This window comes from uncultured Dokdonia sp. (assembly GCF_937910895.1).
GTDB lineage: Bacteria > Bacteroidota > Bacteroidia > Flavobacteriales > Flavobacteriaceae > Dokdonia.
Genome location: NZ_CALEMI010000065.1, coordinates 1 through 20,426 on the forward strand (window position 1 = coordinate 1; position 20,426 = coordinate 20,426).

Below are 20,426 nucleotides of genomic sequence, written 5' to 3' on the forward strand. Positions count from 1 at the left end.
TGGATCGAGTAGTAGAGGATTAATGATTTATACGCTTTCGCGAAACATCGTGAGGTAGAAGTTTATGCTGAGCGAAGCACGAAAGCAAAAAAAACAAAACACTTAGTTGCATATTACTAAAAACTAACGGACTTTATTGACCAATGAGTGAAGACATAAACGAGCATAACGAAGAAGAGTTAAACAAAGATCAACAACCTCAGGAAGCTGTGGAGGCTACAGGTGAGACCATTACCAGAGTATCAGGAATGTTTCAAGATTGGTTTCTGGATTATGCATCGTATGTAATTCTAGAACGTGCGGTACCTGCCATAGAGGATGGCTTTAAGCCTGTACAACGCCGTATTATGCATGCGCTTAAAGAACTAGATGATGGGCGTTATAATAAAGTTGCCAATGTCGTAGGACATACCATGCAATACCACCCACACGGTGATGCCAGTATTGGAGATGCAATGGTGCAGATAGGTCAAAAAGATTTATTGATTGATACCCAAGGAAACTGGGGAAATATCCTGACAGGAGATCGAGCAGCGGCTTCTAGATATATAGAAGCACGGCTTTCTAAGTTTGCGCTTGATGTGGTTTATAATCCTAAAATCACCGATTGGCAAGCGTCTTATGACGGACGTAAAAAAGAACCGATTAACTTACCCGTAATGTTCCCATTACTCCTTGCACAAGGCGCAGAAGGAATTGCGGTAGGGTTAAGTACCAAGGTATTACCTCATAATTTTATAGAACTTATAGATGCTTCTATCAAGCACCTTCAAGAAAAACGATTTACCATCCTTCCAGATTTTCCAACGGCAGGAATTGCAGATTTTACCAACTATAACGATGGACTCCGAGGCGGGAAAGTACGCATCCGAGCACGGATTAATCAGCAAGATAAAAATACGCTTGTGATTACAGAAGTTCCTTTTGGACAAACCACAGGTTCTTTAATAGACTCTGTTTTAAAAGCCAATGAAAAAGGAAAAATAAAAATTAAGAAAATAGAAGATAACACCTCAGCCAATGTTGAGATTCTCGTACATCTTCCTTCTGGGATCTCACCAGATAAGACCATAGATGCCTTATTTGCATTTACATATTGTGAGACCTCTATCTCTCCATTGGGATGTGTGATAGAAAATAATAGCCCGTTGTTTGTCGGCGTTACAGAAATGCTACGACGTAGCACCGATCGTACCAAAGAGTTATTACGTCAAGAACTTGAAATACAGCGCGACGAGTTTGAAAACCAATGGCATTATGCATCGTTAGAACGGATCTTTATCGAGAACAGAATTTATCGGGATATTGAAGAAGAAGAAACGTGGGAAGGGGTTATCAAAGCGATTGATACAGGATTAAAGCCACATATAGGACACTTAAAACGTCCCGTAACCGAAGAAGATATTGCGCGCCTTACCGAAATACGAATCAAGCGTATTTCTAAATTTGATATCGATAAAGCACAGCAAAAAATTGATTCATTAGAAGAGCAAATTGCTCAGGTAAATTATCATCTAGATAATCTCACCCAATATGCGATAGATTATTTTACCAGACTTAAAAAAGACTACGGTAAAGGAAAAGAGCGTCAGACAGAGATTCGTGTTTTTGACGATATTCAAGCGACAAAAGTGGTGTTGCGTAATACCAAACTCTATGTAAATAGAGTCGAAGGATTTGTTGGAACTTCTCTTAAACGGGATGAGTATGTCACGGATTGCTCTGATATTGATGATATTATCGTTTTCACCAAAGAGGGGAAAATGATGGTTACCAAAGTAGATGCCAAAACCTTCGTAGGAAAAGATATTGTCCACGTAGCGGTTTTTAAGAAAAAAGATAAGCGCACTACCTATAACATGATTTATAGAGATGGTGCTGGTGGCGCTACGTATGTAAAACGTTTTAATGTCACTTCCATCACCCGTGACAAAGAGTATGATCTTACCAATGGTAAAAAAGGATCGCTCATGTTCTACTTCACCGCCAACCCTAATGGAGAAGCAGAGTTAGTGACCGTGTATTTACGAGCAGTCGCGAGTGTAAAAAAGCTACGCTTAGAATTGGATTTTTCAGATATTCTTATAAAAGGGCGTGTTTCCAAAGGAAATATCGTGACCAAGCATTCTGTAAAATCGGTAGAGCTTAAAGAAAAAGGACTCTCTACCCTCAAACCTCGTAAAATCTGGTTTGACGATACAGTGCAACGCCTTAATGTAGACGCTAGAGGTGAATTGTTAGGTGAGTTTAGACCAGATGATAGGCTTTTAATTATTAATCAACATGGGAATGCGCGTACGATTATTCCAGATGTCACTGCACATTTTGACAGTGATATGATCGTTCTAGAAAAGTGGGAACCTACCAAGCCTATTACTGCTATTTATTGGGATGGTGAGAAAGAACGCTATTACGGAAAACGTTTTTTAATAGAAAATCCAGATAAAACCGAAACCTTTATCTCTGAACATGATCAGAGTCAGTTAGAGTTAGTCTCTACAGATCATCGTCCGGTGGCAGAATTGGTATTTTACAAAGAACGAGGTAAGGATCAGAAAGAGAATGAGTCTGTGAGTATGGAAGACTTTATTGCTGTAAAAGGCGTGAATGCCCAAGGGAACCAATTATATGCTCAGAAATTAAAACAACTCAATTGGTTAGAATCATTACCTTATGAAACACCTGCTGAGACCCCTAAAGAAGATCTAGAAGTTATAGATGAGGAAACCGTTTCTTCGGAAGCTAAGGATGTGAACGAGACCCCAGAAAAAAATCCGTCAGCGTCAAAAGGAAAACCGTCTGGAGATGATGATAGTCCAGAACTTGATGATGAAGGTCAGATAAAACTCTTTTGATTCAATGTATATTAGGAGTCTTAAAAGTATTAAAATAAGCTAATTGTCATCATGAGCTTGTCGAAGGAATTTTGATAACCAGTGAATTAAAAATTTTCACAAGTGTCACATTGAGTTTTTCGAAGTGTTCAGTATGACAACTGAAAGTATTTTTTAGACGATCTCTTTTAGATAATTTAAACATCGCAGTGAACATACAAATATTTCAAATAGATGCTTTTACAGATACGTTGTTTGGTGGAAATCCAGCAGCCGTTTGTCCATTAGATTATTGGCTTGACGATGCAGCGCTTCAGAATATAGCTATTGAAAATAACCTTGCAGAGACTGCTTTTTTTGTTCCACTACAAAATAATCATTTTTATATCCGATGGTTTACGCCTGAATTTGAAATGGATTTATGCGGACACGCAACCTTGGCAACCGCTTTTGTGATATTTGAACATTTAGGATATGAGCATTCTGAAATTGTGTTTGATTCTCAAAGCGGTCTTTTAAAAGTAAAAAAAGTCGGAGCCTATTTAGAACTTGATTTTCCCTCAAGACCCCCTCAAAAAGCTGACTTACCTAAAACAATATCTGATGGATTAAATATGCAACCGATAGAGGTATGGAAAGCCCGTGACTATCTATTGGTGTATGATTCTGAAGAGGATATTAAAAATATAGTACCTAATCTTGCGATTATCAATCAGCTGAATATGGATCCTGGCGGTATTATTGTAACGGCTCGAGGTGATGCAGAAGATGTTGATTTTGTTTCTAGATTTTTTACACCGCAAGCGACAGTATTTGAAGATCCCGTAACAGGGTCTGCGCACTGTACATTAGTCCCTTTTTGGGCAGAGAGACTTCATAAGACTAAGTTTAGAGCATTACAACTATCTAAACGTGGGGGAGAGTTGTTATGTGAATTGCAACATGAAAGGGTACTCATAAGAGGAAAAGCGGTCACTTATTTGAAGGGAAGTATTGAACTTTGATCGGTTTTATAATACACGTTATGAGAAATTAAAACACCTTTTAGAATTCTAAGGTTCTTAGTAGTTGTCATTTTATAAAACACTCCTTTTGTATAAGAGCCGTTAAATTTCTATGGGTTATGGTTGTTTTCGAGTATATTTAACTAAAAAAAGAGGTTATTTTCACCATACGTCACATATTAAAAAAATCATATTGGTTGACTCTGATGCTTGTTGTTTCGCTTTTCGCGAAAGCGCAAAATTGTGCCATCCTGACAAGTCCAAATCCGTTACCTGTAGAAAATCAACTTACGTGGACAGATGAAGGCGTTGCTGGAGGATATATACTGACGATTACAGATTCTGGAGGAATTACATCTACGATTCAGAGAACACCCTCACAGACTTTCTATAGACCCGTTATGGGATGGCCAGAAAATGAAACCTTTACGATAGTCATCGCATTGAGAGAAGATCCCGCAGATCCAGATCCAACTACGATCTGTAATGCTCAAACGTTTAGTACAGCAAACATCACCACTTTGCCAGGATGTAATACGGTTACAAGTCCTATGAATGGCGCTATTGATGTTTCATTAACCCCATTAATTACCTGGAATTACGCTCCTAGAGCTACAGAATATCTACTAGATTTAGGAACCACCTTAGGCGCAAATGATGTGATTGCAAATCAGTTAATACCTAATGGAGGGCTTTCTTTTCAAATCACAACTCCGCTGGCAGAAGGCACTACGTATTATGTGCGAATTAGGCCGCGTAACGCTGTGGGAGAAGCAGTGAATTGTGCAAATGATAGTTCTTTTACAACGCTCACAATTTCTACAGAAGTTCCAGATTGTACGATACTTAATTCTCCTTCTGATGGCGAAGAGAACGTGGCAATCACACCTTTGCTTACCTGGTTACCAGTTCCCAATGCCGATGGCTATCGACTCACGATAGGAAGTAGCCCCACCAGCTCTGATGTTGTTGATAATATCGATTTTGGAAATGTAACTTCGACATTTGTGGTAGATTTTGATGAAGGCGTAAAATATTATGTTACGATCACGCCTTACAATAGTGCAGGAGATGCAATAGACTGTGCGCAAACGTGTTTTACCACAACTTTAGGTTGTGGCCCTTATGAAGATGCCATCACGGGAGAAATTATTGATTTAAACCCGCAAATCACATTGGAGGATAGTTATAGTTTTTGTGCCAATGACGGTCCTTTGCAGTTCAATTTTACAGGAATAGGGGAGGACTTTTCTTGGATTCAATTTGTAAATGATACGGAATTAGAAATTTCATCTTCTCGTGATATTACGATTACCGAAAGTGGTACATATCGCCTGGATGTAATTTCTGAAGTTCCAATCGAAGAAGGGATTATCACTTGTGATAGTTCGCATATATTTACCGTTACCATATCAGAAGCCCCTGTCATAGAGGATTTGAATTTAAGTATTCAAGGGCTAAATGTGAGTATCAATGTGGAGGTAAGTGGCATAGGCGACTACGAATATGCTATTGGCTCTGTAGAGGGTCCTTACCAAGATAGCCCGGTTTTTAATAACTTAGGAATTAGTGATATTGAAGTTTTTGTGCGCGATAGAAATGGGTGTGGTATTGATAGCGCTCGCCTTAATGCGGATATTGATTTAGGTTTCCCAAAATACTTTACGCCTAACGGCGATGGGATTAATGATTACTGGCAAGTACGCGGTAGGGTAGTAGATGGAGAGACCATCACACATATAGAAGTATATGATCGCTATGGAAAACGCATCACTAGTTTTAGTCCGCGCGGTATCGGTTGGGATGGGACGTTTAATGGAAGACGTCTTTTAGACGCTGGCTTTTGGTATAAAGCCTACACCTTAACTAATCGTGTGTTTGTGGGACATTTTGCTTTACGTAGATAATTGATCAAATAGTTAAATGAAACTCTCTTTACGTCTAATTTTTACGCTTTCGCGAAAGCGTACACCACATATTTACCTTAAAAAATAACTTTCCTCATACCGATCCTTTTAGGACTTTTCTTCGGCGTTTTCTATCTCTTTTTCTGCTCTTAATAATTCTTCCTTAGTGGCAGGATCTAATTTTTGCTTGTTCGCTGTATCGGGTTCAAAACTCAATTTTGTGTAGAACGGAAAATGATCGGAGTCAAAATATTCTGCTTTTTCGATTTCCAGCACTCGAAACTGGGGAGAGACAAATATATGGTCAAGTGGCCATCTGAGTAAGGGATTATGAGCATTGTATGTATTGTAAAATCCTCTTCCTTTTCTCATATCAAGAAGCCCACTTACTTCCTGGAATAGTTCTGTGGTTTCTGACCAAGCAACATCGTTAAAATCTCCCATCACAATAGTTGGATATTTTGATTCTCTAGATAATTTGGCAACTTGCATCATTTCTGAATCACGATCAACAGAAGATGCGTTATGAGTGGGAACTGGCGGGGAAGGATGAATGGAAATCAATTGAATGAGATCTCCATTTGAAGTTTTTACTTTGGCATGTATGGATGGTATGGTATCTTCTACTAAAAATTCAACTTTACTATCTAGTAACTCATATTTGGACAATAAGAACATCCCGTATGTATTTTCAAAAGGAGCTTCTACATAGTATTGATAGTCTTTAAAAAATTCTTTTTTTAGAAGAGAACGCCATCTTTGATCGGTTTCGGTGAGTAATATGATGTCAGGATTTCTTTTTTTAATGGATCTAAAAAGATCTTGATTGTTTTTATTATCCTGAAACACATTGGCGGTGTATATGCCTAAGGTAGTATGATTCTGAACCTTTTCTGAAGGTAACACTTCATACTCTGCAAAAAATGTATAAGGATAAATTTTATTTAGTTGAAGAATAAAACACAGCGATAATGAAATGATTACAAAGCTGTCATATTTACTTTTAACATCAAACCGAATGAAATAAATAAGTAGGGTAATTAAAGTAAGTAGCGTAAGTTGTATGTGAGGAAAATCAAAACTCCTAACCCACCAATAGTCTACAGGGATGAACGGAAAAATAGATAAAACAATAACAAGTACTGCTATGACCTTAAGGAAGATTTTAAATTTCATCTATTAAAGATATTATTTTAAATAAGTAATAAATAGTACATAACGACTTATTTTATAATAAGCCGTTATGCATCGATTACTTACGTTATAGGTTACTTATAAAAAATAACAAAAACGTATCTCTTTGAATAATTTTTAAATTATACGTACCTCAATATCTATCGTATTACACTATTTAAAAGTGAATAGCTATTGTGTAATATAAATTAATCGTTAACAATAAATGCGTGAATAATACCAGGAAGCCAACCTATTAGTGTAAGAAGTAGACTAATAAGGAATGTTGTACCCAATCCGTGTTTTAAAAATACAGCTAAGGGCGGTAATAAAATGTTTAGAATGATGGTTAAAATTGACATAGGTAATGGTTTAGGTGTTTGTATGAATAATGGTTGTTTTAATCTATATAAAATATAGATTTAGGAAAAATTAAGTATCCCAATTGCAAACCTATAGCTTTAGGGTAGTAACTTTTAACTGTAACACTTTAATGATTGACTCCTTTAAGGATGTAGGTATTTCTTAGTTTTTGGAATGATAAAGACTATAGTGTATACATTTTATGGCTGTGAGGGTTGTATAGACATCGCCAGATTGGTATCTTTTTTCTTATTAAAGTAATGGCGAAGCACTCCTCCTTTTACATTATTAATATCAAATTCAATGATAAAAGCAGTTTCATCAATTTTATTAAGTAAGCGGTATGTTTTTCTAATATCAATGCGATTCACTACGGTGTGTATAATACGGATGTCATCTTGCTGTCCGGAACTCCCATATCCAGAAGCACCTTTGTAAACAGTAGCACCTACGCCTATATCTAGTAATCCCTCTTCAATCCTCTTTGCTTCTTTAGAAATGATGGTAAACCCAACAAAATCTTCAAATCCTTCTATCACTAGGTCGATGACTTTTGCGGTAATAATATAGGTTAGAATAGAGTACATAGCAACTTCTGTCGAAATTAAAAAAGCCGTAATCCCAAAGAGAATACAGTTAAAAAGAAGAATGGTCTTTCCTATACTAATCCCAAATTTGTCAAAGATAAATATCCCCAGTATTTCAGAGCCATCTAGTACCGATCCATTGCGGATAGCAAGCCCAATCCCAGCGCCTAAAAATAAACCGCCAAAAATAGCGATTAATAGTTTGTCTTCTGTAATGATTGGGAACGTCTCTAGGTTGATAGAAATCGCGAGGAGTACAATAGAAATGATCGATTTTATTAAAATCCCTTTTGAAATCGTAAAAGCACCGAGTATAATAAAAGGAATACTCACTACTAATAGGATGATTGAAATATCTATCGCTAGGGCATTGCTTAAGAGTATGGCAATTCCTGTGACACCTCCATCTAGAAAATCATTAGGTAATAAAAAGGCTTTTAGTCCAATACTGGCTAATATGATACCGATTATAATTTGAATATATTCTTTTAAAAAGCTTTTTAAAATTTTCTTGTTCATTTCTTTTTGGTTACTCTGGTTATTCGTTTAATATCTTTCTGTGTGTTATTTAAGACGGCAAAGGTCTTACTAATTTTGCATATATTTTTATTTATATGTATTATACTATTTATAAGAATTAGTTATAGTAAAGCTAGTGCCTATACTTGGTTGTTTCATGCGGTTTTTAGGAGTTTTTAAACTTGTAAATAGTGGATTATACTGAATTGATTTATTTATTAGTGAAACGCTGTTTTGTAAAGTCTGAAAGACGCATACAAAATAGTAAGATTGAACTAATCTCGCTGAAAGCGGGATCTATGGTTTAATTTTCCGATGCTTGTATCATATTTTTCTTTTTTTGGGAATTTGTAATTTCCCTTTTGTGATTTGATACCTCGCATACTTGCATCGAGGTAGTTCATTAAAAGCAGTTATAAAGAAATACTGAATTTAATGACAAAGCGGTATCTTTAGATAATAAGATAACTGTAAATATGACAGATGAAATTATATTAAAACTATGATCATCTTAAATTAAAAAGCTCTCAGCTCTACATCTAGATTGGAAAAAAGAGCCATATAATAAAGGGTATTCTACATCAGAAGATTTGGAAGAATAGCATTCGAATCCTTTGTAATAAAATAAAAGGAACAAAAATTTTTAAAGAAAAAAATTGTTTTAAGCAGTAGTTTAAATATAGATAAGTTGGCGAAATCTACTTTGTTTGAGGATAATACATCCGCAAATGGAAGATCAATAGCATTCGTGATATAATATAAAAACCAGAAATTACTTTTTTTAGTAGGAGCTCATCCTTTAATCACTATTAAGATTCTTAGATTAAATTATGAAGATGAAGATTTTCCTTTATATTTTTATGAAATAAAAGTTTAACATCACGGTAGTTAAAAAAATATATGTATTGAAAACACTTGTTACTTGTCTCCTTATTTTACTGAACGCATCCTGCTTAGGCCAAATATTCAGTCCCCAAATCGATAATTATGGCTTTGGTGATAATCAAAATTGGGGAGTTGATGCCAGTAGTGATGATTTGATTTTTTTAGCTAACAACAAAGGCTTAGTCCGATACAATGGGCAACAATGGCAGCTTATGGAATTGCCAAAAAAAACAATCATCCGATCGGTATTAAGCGATGTCGACAAGATTTACACAGGTAGCTATGAAGATTTTGGTTATTGGGAAAAAGATTTAAAGGGAACATACACCTATCATTCTCTAAAATCTCTTTTTAAAAATCCTGATGGCATAGGCAGTGAAGAATTTTGGCAGATTCTAAAGTTTAAAGATGATATTTTATTTCGCTCATTTGGAGGCCTATATATATACGACGGGCAGTCGATTTCTAAAGTTGACAATAGCCAAGGCGTCTCGTCAATAGTCCTTTTGGGCAATAAGGTTATAGTGGCAACTCCCAACAATGGTCTTCTTGAACTCATAGACGGCACGCTACAGGAATTTGATATTACAAAAGCCGACAGCTTTAGAAAAATAAAAAGCCTAGCTTCTTTTAATGGCAATTTATTCATTTTTGATGAAGACGAAGGGGGATTTACGTTTAATGGTTTATCCCTTATTCAAGTACCAGAATCACTTAACGAAACATTGAAAAGAGATGTTCTTAATAAAGCTGAGTTTATTGATGATCATACTCTGGCTTTAGGAACGATTAAAAATGGTGTGATACTATATGACCTTAAAAGTAAAACAGTTTCTGTTATCAATAAGGAGTTTGGACTTAATAACAATACCGTATTGGGTCTCGATTATCACAAAGGCAATCTATGGGTAGCTCTTGACAATGGTGTGAGCAAGGTGAATTTAAAAAGCTCTTACCGTTATTATTTTGATTTTAGTGGTGATCTAGGCACCGTCTATGACGTAGCTTTTTTTAAGGAGAAATACTATCTAGCAAGCAATACTGGAATATATACCTTTTACAATAATGAACTCAAACTCATAAAAAGCTCAGAAGGTCATGTGTGGAATTTAACCATTATTAATGATCAACTTTTTTGTGGACACAATGACGGAACCTATCGCATATCAAACGACAAAGCAGAGGTCATTGACCTATCTTATGGTGGGGTCTATGGCTATACCAAAATCCCAGCTACGAATGAGAGCTATTTACAAGCCACATATTCTGGAATAAATGTTTTGAATTTTGCAAAAGAAAAACTAATAATTCAAAAAATTGAGGGTATTGATTTTCCAATAAACTCTATTGCATTTGTTACAAATAAGACAATCTGGGCATCACACCCCTACAAGGGGTTATTTAAGTTTGAGCTAGATACAGAATATACTCAGGTCATAGCTCAAGAAGACTTCAGTAACGACCCAGATTTGAGTCAATACAAGACCGAAATTTTCAAAATTGGAGATCGAATATTCTTCTACAACTCAAATGCTTGGTTTACTTATTCCAATATTGGCACTTCAAATACCTTTATTGCGTTTAAGAAATTGAAAGGTCTCAAATTTTTAGGTGTAGAGGATCTAGGCACATGGTTTCTAGACAGACAAGAGACCCGATCTCTCGTTCTTTATGATAACTCTTTTAATGAAAAGTTGCGACTTACGGACTTTGAATTATCAAAACATCTCGTAGCAAATTATGGTAAGGTGGTCCTCAAAAATGATTCAATACGTATGTTAAATCTTAATGATGGCTTTGCTACCTTTAATATTAATACCATCCAAAAAGAACAGTTATCAACACCTGTTATCGATAAAGTGTACTCAACAAAACATAGATTTGCCATTGATAGTTCAGCATACTTTCAAGTATCCTATCAAGACGGCAACTATCTTACATTTGAAGTTTATAGTCCAAATACTTTTCAAAATGAGATGGGCTATGTCTTAACTGGCGAAGCTGATCAGCATCAGGCCATTAAAAACGGAAAATTTACGCTACAGAACTTAGATTATGGAAATTACACCTTACACATTTTTAATAATTACAGTAGTGAGAACCTAAATAATAATACTACTATTAACCGCAGTATCCGTTTCAAAGTGATGCCTCCTTGGTATTTTTCCAATCTCGCCTTTGTCCTTTATACTCTTATTATTTGTAGCTTACTCTACTTAGTCTATCTCAGAAATCAAATAAAACGTCGTAAAGAGTACATTCTTTTGAAACGACAATATACTAAAGAGACTCAAGAGAAAATTTATGAGCTTGAAAAAGCCAACTTAGAAAAACAGGTTAAGGATAAAAAGAAAGAATTGACAAATTCCACAGCCTCCATAATTAAGAAAAATGAAGCTATTATTTTACTTCGAAATGAATTGAATCGCTTAAAAGATGTCTCTCCAAATCAATACAGAACAAAGAACATCTTAGCATCTTCTCAAAAACACATTAATAGTAAGAACGACTGGAAACAATTTGAAGATAATTTCAAAGAGTTTAATGCTGATTTCTTCGATAACTTGATCAAGGCTTATCCTAAAATGACATCGAGAGATTTAAAACTTTGTGCATACATTAAAACAGGACTAACGTCTAAGGAAATTGCACCTCTATTAGGTATTTCCAAGAGAGGCGTTGAATTACAGCGCTACCGCTTGAGAAAAAAATTGGACATGGGCTCCAATGATAATTTCGTTAATTTCCTAGACTCATTTTGAGAATTTAGTAAAATTACACTTAAATTATTTTCGTTTTCTCACTTTTAACACCTCATCACAACTACATCAAAGTGTTAAAATGTAATAGATATTTTTAATTCAAAATATTGATTTACAGATATTTAAATTTTTATAATGATTTCATCACTTTCTCTATAACGTTTTCGTAGAACTCAATTGTTAAGTTTACATAGTTAATTATCATAATTTCTATAAAACAGAATAAATCTTTAGCGTAAACACTATGAATTTCAAACATACCTTCCTATTAGTTGTCTTACTTGTTACACAGATTATTTGGTCTCAAAGTACACGTAATGGAGTGATCACCTCAGAAAATGGAACTCCAATTCCTGGAGCTAGTGTCACTATTGAAAATACGGCTAGGGGCGTCCAAACTGACTTTGACGGACAATTTAGTATTGAAGCATCAAATGGAGATGTTCTAGTGATAAGATACTTAGGATTTACCGAAGAAAAAGTGACCGTAAATGCTAATCAAACTACTTACAATATTATCCTTCAAGAGGATGTCAACCAATTGAATGAAGTAGTTGTTGTGGGTTATGGTACTCAGAGAAAAGAAGTGTTAACAAGCTCTGTAGCGCAGATAAGGGGAGATGAATTAGTAGAGGAATCTGTATTGAACGCCACACAGGCTCTTCAAGGAAAAGCAGCTGGTGTTCAGGTTATCGCTTCAGATGCTCCAGGTCAAGCTTCTCGTGTTGTCATTAGAGGTCTTGGGACAGTTCAGGGTGGAAGAGATCCATTATATGTTATAGACGGCGTTCTGACCGATAATATTAATAATATAAATATCGCAGATATTGAGTCTATCAACATACTAAAAGATGCTGCCTCGTTGGCTATTTACGGAAATCGAGGAGCTAACGGAGTGATAATTGTTACCACAAAAAAAGGAAAAACAGGTAAGCTACAGGTCAAATTCAATACGTATACCGGTGTTAGGGATATTTTGAGGACTGTGGATATGGCTAATGCGGAGCAGTTTGTTATCTATAGTAATGAGGCAGCACTGAGAGATCTTCTTAACGATAATGATCCAACAAATGATAATGATTTTAGTAATTTTTTACCCACTAATCAGCAATATGATACCAATTGGCTCGATGAAATAACTCGGATCGGACTCATTCGAGATTATTATTTATCGTTATCTGGCGGAGATGAAAAAATTAATGCATTCTTCAGTGTAGGATTTAATGAAGAGGAAGGCATCTTGCTTAATAATGATTTTAACAGACTTACTGTAAGGAGCAATGTAGATTATAAAATCACTGAAAAGTTAAATTTTTCTCATAAAGTAGGAGTTCAGTTGGCTACGGGTTCTCCACAAAGTTTTGGATTATTCACATCTGCTTACAAACAAGCTCCAATAATTCCAGCAAGATTAGATGATGGTACTTTTGGTTCTTCCATAGCGATAAATAATGTTGCAAATCCCTTAATTGACGCAACAAATGCTTTTAAGCGAGAAAAAAATAAGTTTTTTAAAGTTCAGGGTGCATTCCAATTAGACTATGAAGTTTTTGATGACCTGACATTCACATCACGTTTTTCGATAGAAACCGAGTACGGACGTTTCTATAATTTCCGAAATCGTCTTGGGCGTTTTCTTGCAGACAACCCTTCGAATACGGAAAGTAGTTTTGAAGGTGGAATCGAAAATCCTTCAAAAACTCGTTTAACAATCACTCATACAAATACATACCGCTGGTTTATAGATAATTATTTTACTTACAAAAAAACATTTTTTGATAAGCATAATATTGATGTTACACTAGGGATCACAGCAGAAGAAAATCAAAGCGAATTTCTCTCCGCTACTAGAAATAATGTCCCATTAGACAGCAACCTTAACTTCAATTTAAACAATGGCGACCAAAATGATACTCAATCTAATTCAGGTGCCATTAGCGTAACAGATCGATTATATTCTTATCTAGCGCGACTGAACTATAACTATGATGGCAAGTATTTACTCGGGGGTTCCTTTCGTCGTGATGGCTCTAGTAGATTTCAAGACGGTAGTCAATTTGGTAATTTCTATGCCTTAAGCACTGGCTGGGTAGTTACAGAGGAAGATTTCTTTAGTGACACTGCTTTTGATATCTTAAAACTACGTGCAAGTTTTGGACAACTTGGAAATCAAAATGTCCCATTTAATATTATTACAGCGACCACTGGAAGTGGTGGATTCTACGCTTTTGGACCTAATCAAGAACTTCAACAGGGAATTACCATTACGGGTACTGTTCAAGAGGATTTATCTTGGGAAGTCACCGAAGAAACAAATATTGGGTTGGAATATACGCTGCTAGACTATCGTTTATCTGGTGAAATCGAGGTTTATAAACGTGTTAATACAAATGCAATTTTAGAAATTGAATTACCAGATGTAATCGGCTTTGATCCTTTTAACTCTGCTGTTGGAGAAGTTGAGAATAAAGGTATCGAATTCTCATTAAACTGGTCTGACAAGATTGGTGAAGATTTCTCCTATTCTATAGGTGGTAATTTCTCATTTAATGAAAACAAAATAAGCAAAGTGACAAATCCTTTCTTTAACGAGCAATTAGGAGGATTTATTAATAATGGTGAGTACACTAAAAAAATAACTGTAGGACAATCATTAGGAAGTTTCTTCCTATATGAAGTCGAAGGAATAGACGAATCTGGAGATTTTGTATATCGTGACAATAACAATAATGGCATTGTAGACGAAGGGGATCGTAAATTCTTTGATTCTTATTTGCCAAAATATTATACGAGCCTAAATCTCAGTATGAATTACAAAAATTTCGATTTTAGTACGGACTTATTTGGAAGTTTTGGAAATCAAATCTACAATGGTAAGAAAGCACAACGTTTTGGTAATGAAAATATCGAATTGAGCACATTCAATAATCGCTATACTTCAGGACAACCTAGCAACACCACGCCAAGGGCTTTTAATGATGTCCCTATTTCGTCAGATTATTACTTGGAATCTGGTGATTTTATAAGAGTTAACAATGTCACTCTAGGTTATACTTTACCAGAAAAGACACTAAAATATTTTACGAAGATGCGCATTTATGCATCTGCAAGGAACCCCTTAATATGGCAACGATTTTCAGGTTTTACACCAGAATTGCCTGGAGACCCTTTAGGAGGCGCTGGAATTGAGCTAGACGCCTACCCTACATTAAGTTCATTTTATATAGGACTAAACACCTCATTTTAAAAAAAATAACTATGAAATATTCAGAAAGCAAAACGGTATGGATCATGCTATTACTAGCTATCTCCGTGAATCTGTTGCAATCTTGCAGCAAGGATTTTATCGATGTTGAATCGAATCAAGAAACTGAATCGGCACTTACCTCAGATCGTGCACCAGAGCTGGTCAACGCCGTATATAATAGTTTGTTAGCATGGGAAGTAAGCTCTTTTGCTTGGACTGGATTAACAAGTATTGCTTCTGATGATGCTGATAAAGGGAGTATTCTGAGTGATACTGGAGTGGATAAACACCTTCTGGATGCGCTAGATATTTCTCCTACACTTCTCTCTGTAGCAGATGTTTGGCGTGGTCATTTCGATGCTATTCAAAGAGCTAATCAAGCACTGAATAGAATTGAACAATTTGATGATATGGATGAGGAGTTACAAAGTCGACTGCTTGGAGAAGCTAAGTTTTTGAGGGCATTATTTTATTTCCGTCTTGTGCAGACTTACGGTGGTGTGCCAGTCATCACCTCAATTAATAGTTTAGATGACATTAACGAGGATCTTTTAACACGAGCGACAACAGAAGAGACATACGCTTTTATTGAACAAGATTTAATAGAAGCTATAGAATCCTTACCCGAAAAAAGCGAGTATCCCACCTCTGAGCTTGGAAGGGCCACAAAAGGAGCAGCAAAAGCCTTATTGGCAAAAGTTAGCATGTATCAAGAAAAATGGGAGCAAGTAAAAATCCTTACTAACGAGATTATTGCTTCAGGAGAATATGGGTTGACACCTAATTATGAGGATATCTGGAAAGAAAGCAGTGAAAATAACATTGAGTCCATTTTTGAAATACAATCAAGAGGGGAGGACCCAGCTGCTGGTGTTGATAAATATAGTACTATCCAAGGCGCCAGAGGTGAAGGTGGCTGGGGCTGGGGTTTCAATACACCTTCGCAAGATCTAGATAATGCTTATGAAAACGGTGACACTAGACGTCAAGCGACAATTATGTTTGCTGGGGAGACCTTGTATGACGGTAGAGTAATAAGCATCAATGCACCCAACCCAAGATATAATCAAAAAGCATATTCCAGTGCGTTGACAGAGGCAGAAATAACGGGGAAAAATGTACGCCTGTTGCGCTATGCAGAAGTATTATTAATGAATGCCGAAGCTGCAGCTGTTATAGGCGGCGATGTTTCCACACCACTTAATCAAATCAGACAACGCGCCGGTTTAGAGCCGACTACTGCTACCAGCCAACTCGCTGTCTGGGAAGAGCGACGTTTAGAAATGGCCTTTGAACATGACCGCTATTTCGATTTAGTTCGCCAAGGTCGTGCTAGTACCGTACTTAATTCTAAAGGGATCCCATTTCAGACTGGAAAACATGAACTATTTCCTATACCACAAGAGCAAATAGACTTGAGCGGAGGTGTTTTGACCCAGAATCCAGGTTATTAAAAAATGTATAAAAAGAAACGTTAATCACATGATGAATTCATTTAATATTTCAAATAATATGAACGCACTATACACAAGAATACTTTTCGCATTTGTGCTATTAAGCAGTTGTAATGGTGACGATATCACGCCTCCACCACCAGATGTAGGATTTATTGAAGAATCTACGGTAGAAACAATACCTTTTGAAGATCTTCTTGATCTAGTTCAAGAGCGTACGTTCAATTATTTCTGGGATTTTGCTGAGCCAAATAGTGGGTTAGCAAGAGAAACATCAAAAGAAAATGCCTTTGGAGGTGAGACATTAAATATCGTTACTATAGGAGGATCCGGTTTTGGAATAGCTTGTTTCCCAGCAGCAGTAGAACGTTCTTGGATTACTAGAGGTGAAGCCATTGACCGTATGAATAAAATTCTTACATTTTTGGAAAATGCAGAAACTTACAATGGAGTATTTTCTCATTGGTATTTTGGAGACTCAGGAATCACAAGACCATTCAGTACTCTAGATAATGGAGGTGACCTTGTTGAAACTGCACTTTTGATTCAGGGATTATTGATTAACCGCCAGTATTTTTCTGAAGATAATGACGCCGAGCTCTCTATTAGAAATAGAATAACAGCTATATGGGAAGCAGTAGAATGGGATTTTCACGAACGCGGCCAAAATGTATTAACTTGGCACTGGTCTCCAGAAAACGAATTTGCTATTGATTTACAAATTCAAGGTTGGAATGAAGGCTTAATAGTTTATGTACTTGCTGCCTCATCCCCCACTCACCCCATTGAAAAAATCACTTATGATAATGGCTGGGCTTCTAACGGAGGTATGGTAAATGGTGCTACTTATGTTGGAACTGAACTTCCATTAGGAGAACCTTTTGGAGGACCGTTGTTTTTCTCACATTACTCTTTCATTGGGTTAAACCCAACAAATTTAAGCGATCAGTATGCAAACTATTTTGAGCAAAACCGCGCTCATTCCTTAATTAATTTTGAATACTGTAAGAATAATCCAAACGAATTTAAAGGTTATAGTGATGAGTCTTGGGGGCTCACTGCAAGTGATAATTATCAAGGTTATTCTGCACATAGCCCTACTAATGATTTAGGGGTTATCACACCAACAGCAGCGCTCTCTTCATTCCCATACACGCCTATAGAATCTACGAGAGCCTTGGAACACTTCTACTACGATAAGAATGAAGATTTATGGGGTCCTTATGGCTTTTATGATGCCTTTTCAGAAGAGTTTAATTGGGTTGCAGATGGGTATTTGGCCATTGATCAAGGTCCTATTGTCGCAATGATCGAAAACTATAGAAGTCAACTTCTTTGGAATCTCTTTATGCAGGATCCAGATGTTCAAAACGGTTTAAACATCCTCGAGTTTAATTATTAAAAATATTAGCCACATTTCATGGTATCAAAAAAAATTATATACCCCTTTCTTCTAGTCGTAATCTTTTGCTTGTCTGGATTTTCTTATAGTGAGTTTAGCATTAAGCCAAAGTACTCGGTGCCTAACAATGATGAGGATCTCAATCGTCGAGTTGATTCTCTGATGGCATTGATGACCTTAAAAGAAAAAATTGGTCAAACGGTACTCTACACAACCCAATTTGATATAACGGGACCGTCTATCGACGACAACTACCTAGACTACTTACGTGAAGGGAGTCTCGGTGCAATGTTTAATGCCACAGGCTCTGCATTTACAAGAAAATTACAGAAAATTGCAGTTGAAGAAACACGATTGGGTATTCCCCTATTATTTGGTTATGATGTTATCCACGGCTACAAAACGATTTTCCCTATTCCCATGGGAGAAGCTTCTAGTTGGGATTTAGAACTCATTGAAAAAAGCGCACGTATCTCCGCCATTGAGGCTTCAGTAGAAGGACTTCATTGGACGTTTGCGCCTATGGTTGATGTAGCACGTGATCCACGATGGGGTCGCATTTCAGAGGGTGCTGGTGAAGACACTTTCTTGTGTACAAAAATTTCAGAAGCTCGCGTAAGAGGCTTTCAGGGAGATGATCTCAGTCAAGACAATACAATTTTAGCTTGCGCGAAACATTATGCTGCGTATGGCGCAGCACAAGCAGGACGTGATTATCATACCGTTGATATTTCTGAAAACACGCTGCGCAACGTGTATTTGCCACCCTTTGAAGCATTAGTAAAACAAGGTGTAGCCACATTTATGACCTCTTTTAATGAAGTAAATGGCGTGCCAGCAACAGGGAATAAGTATTTACTAAAAGATATCTTACGAGACGAATGGAACTTTGATGGCTTTGTCGTTACAGATTATACGTCCATTAATGAAATGGTACATCACGGCTATGCCAAAGATTTGAAACATGCAGGAGAACTCGCTTTTAATGCTGGTGTAGATATGGATATGCAAGGGGGAGTCTACCTTAATGAAATGGAGAAATCTATCGAAGAAGGAACCATTTCAGAAACACAACTCAATCAATCTGTGAGATCTATCCTCAAATTAAAATTTAAGTTGGGTCTATTTGATGATCCCTATAGATACTGTCATGAAGACCAAGAAAAGGAGATTATACTAAGTAAAGAACATCTTCAAATTGCGAGAGAAGTTGCTCAAAAATCAATAGTCTTACTTAAGAACGACGATAAAATTTTACCGCTTAAGAGCGACACTAAGATTGCCCTAATAGGTCCATTAGCTGACGATGAGTTTAACATTATAGGGAACTGGACGGCAAGGGGCGATAGAGACGGTGTTGCCGTTAGTGTCAAAGAGGGACTAGAAGCGAGAAATAGCAATTTCACATTTACAAAAGGATGTGAGATAAGTAGTGATTCTAGATCAGACATTGCAAATGCCCTTGAGATCGCAGCGACTTCCGATGTGGTAGTGATGGTTTTAGGAGAAAGCGAGCGGATGAGTGGAGAGGCAGCAAGTCGCACAAATATCAAATTACCTGGTATTCAACAGGAATTGATAAAAGAAATTAAAAAGACAGGAAAACCCCTAGTTATTGTACTGATGAATGGAAGACCATTAGATCTTTCCTTAGAATCTGAACAAGTAGACGCTATTGTCGAAGCCTGGTTTCCTGGAACGAGCGGAGGTCACGCCATTGTCGATGTACTCTTCGGTGATTATAATCCATCAGGCAAACTAACTGTTACATTTCCGATGACTATCGGACAGATCCCTATTCATTATAATATGAAGAATACGGGTCGCCCAGCTTACATTAAAGGTGCAAACGAACGTTACAGTTCCAAGTATATTGATGCACCTAATAAGCCATTGTATCCATTCGGATTCGGTCTGAGTTATACTACTTTTGAATATGGTTCCATAAGTCTTGATCGCGAGACACTTTCCGAAAATACAACTATCAATGCCTCTATCGAAGTGAAGAACACAGGCGAGTATGACGGTGAAGAAATCATCCAACTTTATATAAAGGATGTTATAGGAAGTATTACAAGACCCACTAAGGAATTGAAAGGATTCAAGAAAATCTTTCTTAAAAAAGGAGAAAGCAAAACAGTCATTTTTGAAATTGCAGCGGAAGACTTAAAATTTTACAAGAATAAGTCTGGCTTTATCAATGAGGAGGGAAAATATGAAATGTTTATCGCAGGTAATTCTGACCATGAATTTACCGATTCGTTCAACTTTATATTTAGCAAAATATAA

11 protein-coding genes are annotated in these 20,426 nt (G+C 36.5%); 8 read left to right on the top strand and 3 right to left on the bottom strand.

The window, feature by feature from the left end:
• The first annotated feature begins 143 nt into the window (after window positions 1–143).
• From Q0505_RS07820 to Q0505_RS07830, 3 genes are all read left to right on the top strand, one after another.
• Window positions 144–2,855, top strand: a complete 2,712-nt coding sequence (locus Q0505_RS07820) for a DNA gyrase/topoisomerase IV subunit A (protein WP_299210991.1) — start codon at window positions 144–146, stop codon at window positions 2,853–2,855.
• Between the two features lie 188 nt (window positions 2,856–3,043).
• Complete coding sequence (locus Q0505_RS07825; RefSeq protein ID WP_299210994.1) at window positions 3,044–3,838, top strand: PhzF family phenazine biosynthesis protein; 795 nt, start codon at window positions 3,044–3,046, stop codon at window positions 3,836–3,838.
• Window positions 3,839–4,044: 206 nt separating this feature from the next.
• Window positions 4,045–5,745 carry a T9SS type B sorting domain-containing protein gene (locus Q0505_RS07830; protein ID WP_299211038.1) on the top strand — a complete coding sequence of 567 codons (1,701 nt, stop codon included), beginning with the start codon at window positions 4,045–4,047 and terminating at the stop codon, window positions 5,743–5,745.
• Window positions 5,746–5,853: 108 nt separating this feature from the next.
• Here the strand turns inward: Q0505_RS07830 and Q0505_RS07835 are convergent, their stop codons facing one another.
• The 3 genes from Q0505_RS07835 to Q0505_RS07845 all read right to left on the bottom strand — a co-directional run bounded on the left by Q0505_RS07835 (window position 5,854) and on the right by Q0505_RS07845 (window position 8,387).
• Window positions 5,854–6,921 (bottom strand): endonuclease/exonuclease/phosphatase family protein, encoded by a 1,068-nt coding sequence (locus Q0505_RS07835; protein ID WP_299210997.1) that lies wholly within the window; start codon window positions 6,919–6,921, stop codon window positions 5,854–5,856.
• A gap of 206 nt (window positions 6,922–7,127) precedes the next feature.
• On the bottom strand, window positions 7,128–7,280 hold the full coding sequence (locus Q0505_RS07840; protein WP_299211000.1) for a YqaE/Pmp3 family membrane protein: 153 nt from the start codon (window positions 7,278–7,280) through the stop codon (window positions 7,128–7,130).
• A gap of 201 nt (window positions 7,281–7,481) precedes the next feature.
• Window positions 7,482–8,387 carry a YitT family protein gene (locus Q0505_RS07845; protein WP_299211003.1) on the bottom strand — a complete coding sequence of 302 codons (906 nt, stop codon included), beginning with the start codon at window positions 8,385–8,387 and terminating at the stop codon, window positions 7,482–7,484.
• A 905-nt stretch (window positions 8,388–9,292) separates the two neighbouring features.
• Between Q0505_RS07845 and Q0505_RS07850 the strand changes: the two genes are divergently transcribed.
• From Q0505_RS07850 to Q0505_RS07870, 5 genes are all read left to right on the top strand, one after another.
• The gene (locus Q0505_RS07850; protein ID WP_299211006.1) at window positions 9,293–12,034 is read left to right on the top strand and encodes a LuxR C-terminal-related transcriptional regulator; all 2,742 of its coding nucleotides are present in this window, start codon (window positions 9,293–9,295) and stop codon (window positions 12,032–12,034) included.
• Between the two features lie 244 nt (window positions 12,035–12,278).
• Window positions 12,279–15,281, top strand: coding sequence for a TonB-dependent receptor (locus Q0505_RS07855; protein WP_299211009.1), 3,003 nt, complete (start codon window positions 12,279–12,281; stop codon window positions 15,279–15,281).
• Window positions 15,282–15,292: 11 nt separating this feature from the next.
• Window positions 15,293–16,735, top strand: a complete 1,443-nt coding sequence (locus Q0505_RS07860) for a RagB/SusD family nutrient uptake outer membrane protein (protein ID WP_299211013.1) — start codon at window positions 15,293–15,295, stop codon at window positions 16,733–16,735.
• A 28-nt stretch (window positions 16,736–16,763) separates the two neighbouring features.
• Window positions 16,764–18,137, top strand: coding sequence for a glucoamylase family protein (locus Q0505_RS07865; protein WP_299211016.1), 1,374 nt, complete (start codon window positions 16,764–16,766; stop codon window positions 18,135–18,137).
• Between the two features lie 18 nt (window positions 18,138–18,155).
• Window positions 18,156–20,426, top strand: coding sequence for a glycoside hydrolase family 3 N-terminal domain-containing protein (locus Q0505_RS07870; protein ID WP_299211020.1), 2,271 nt, complete (start codon window positions 18,156–18,158; stop codon window positions 20,424–20,426).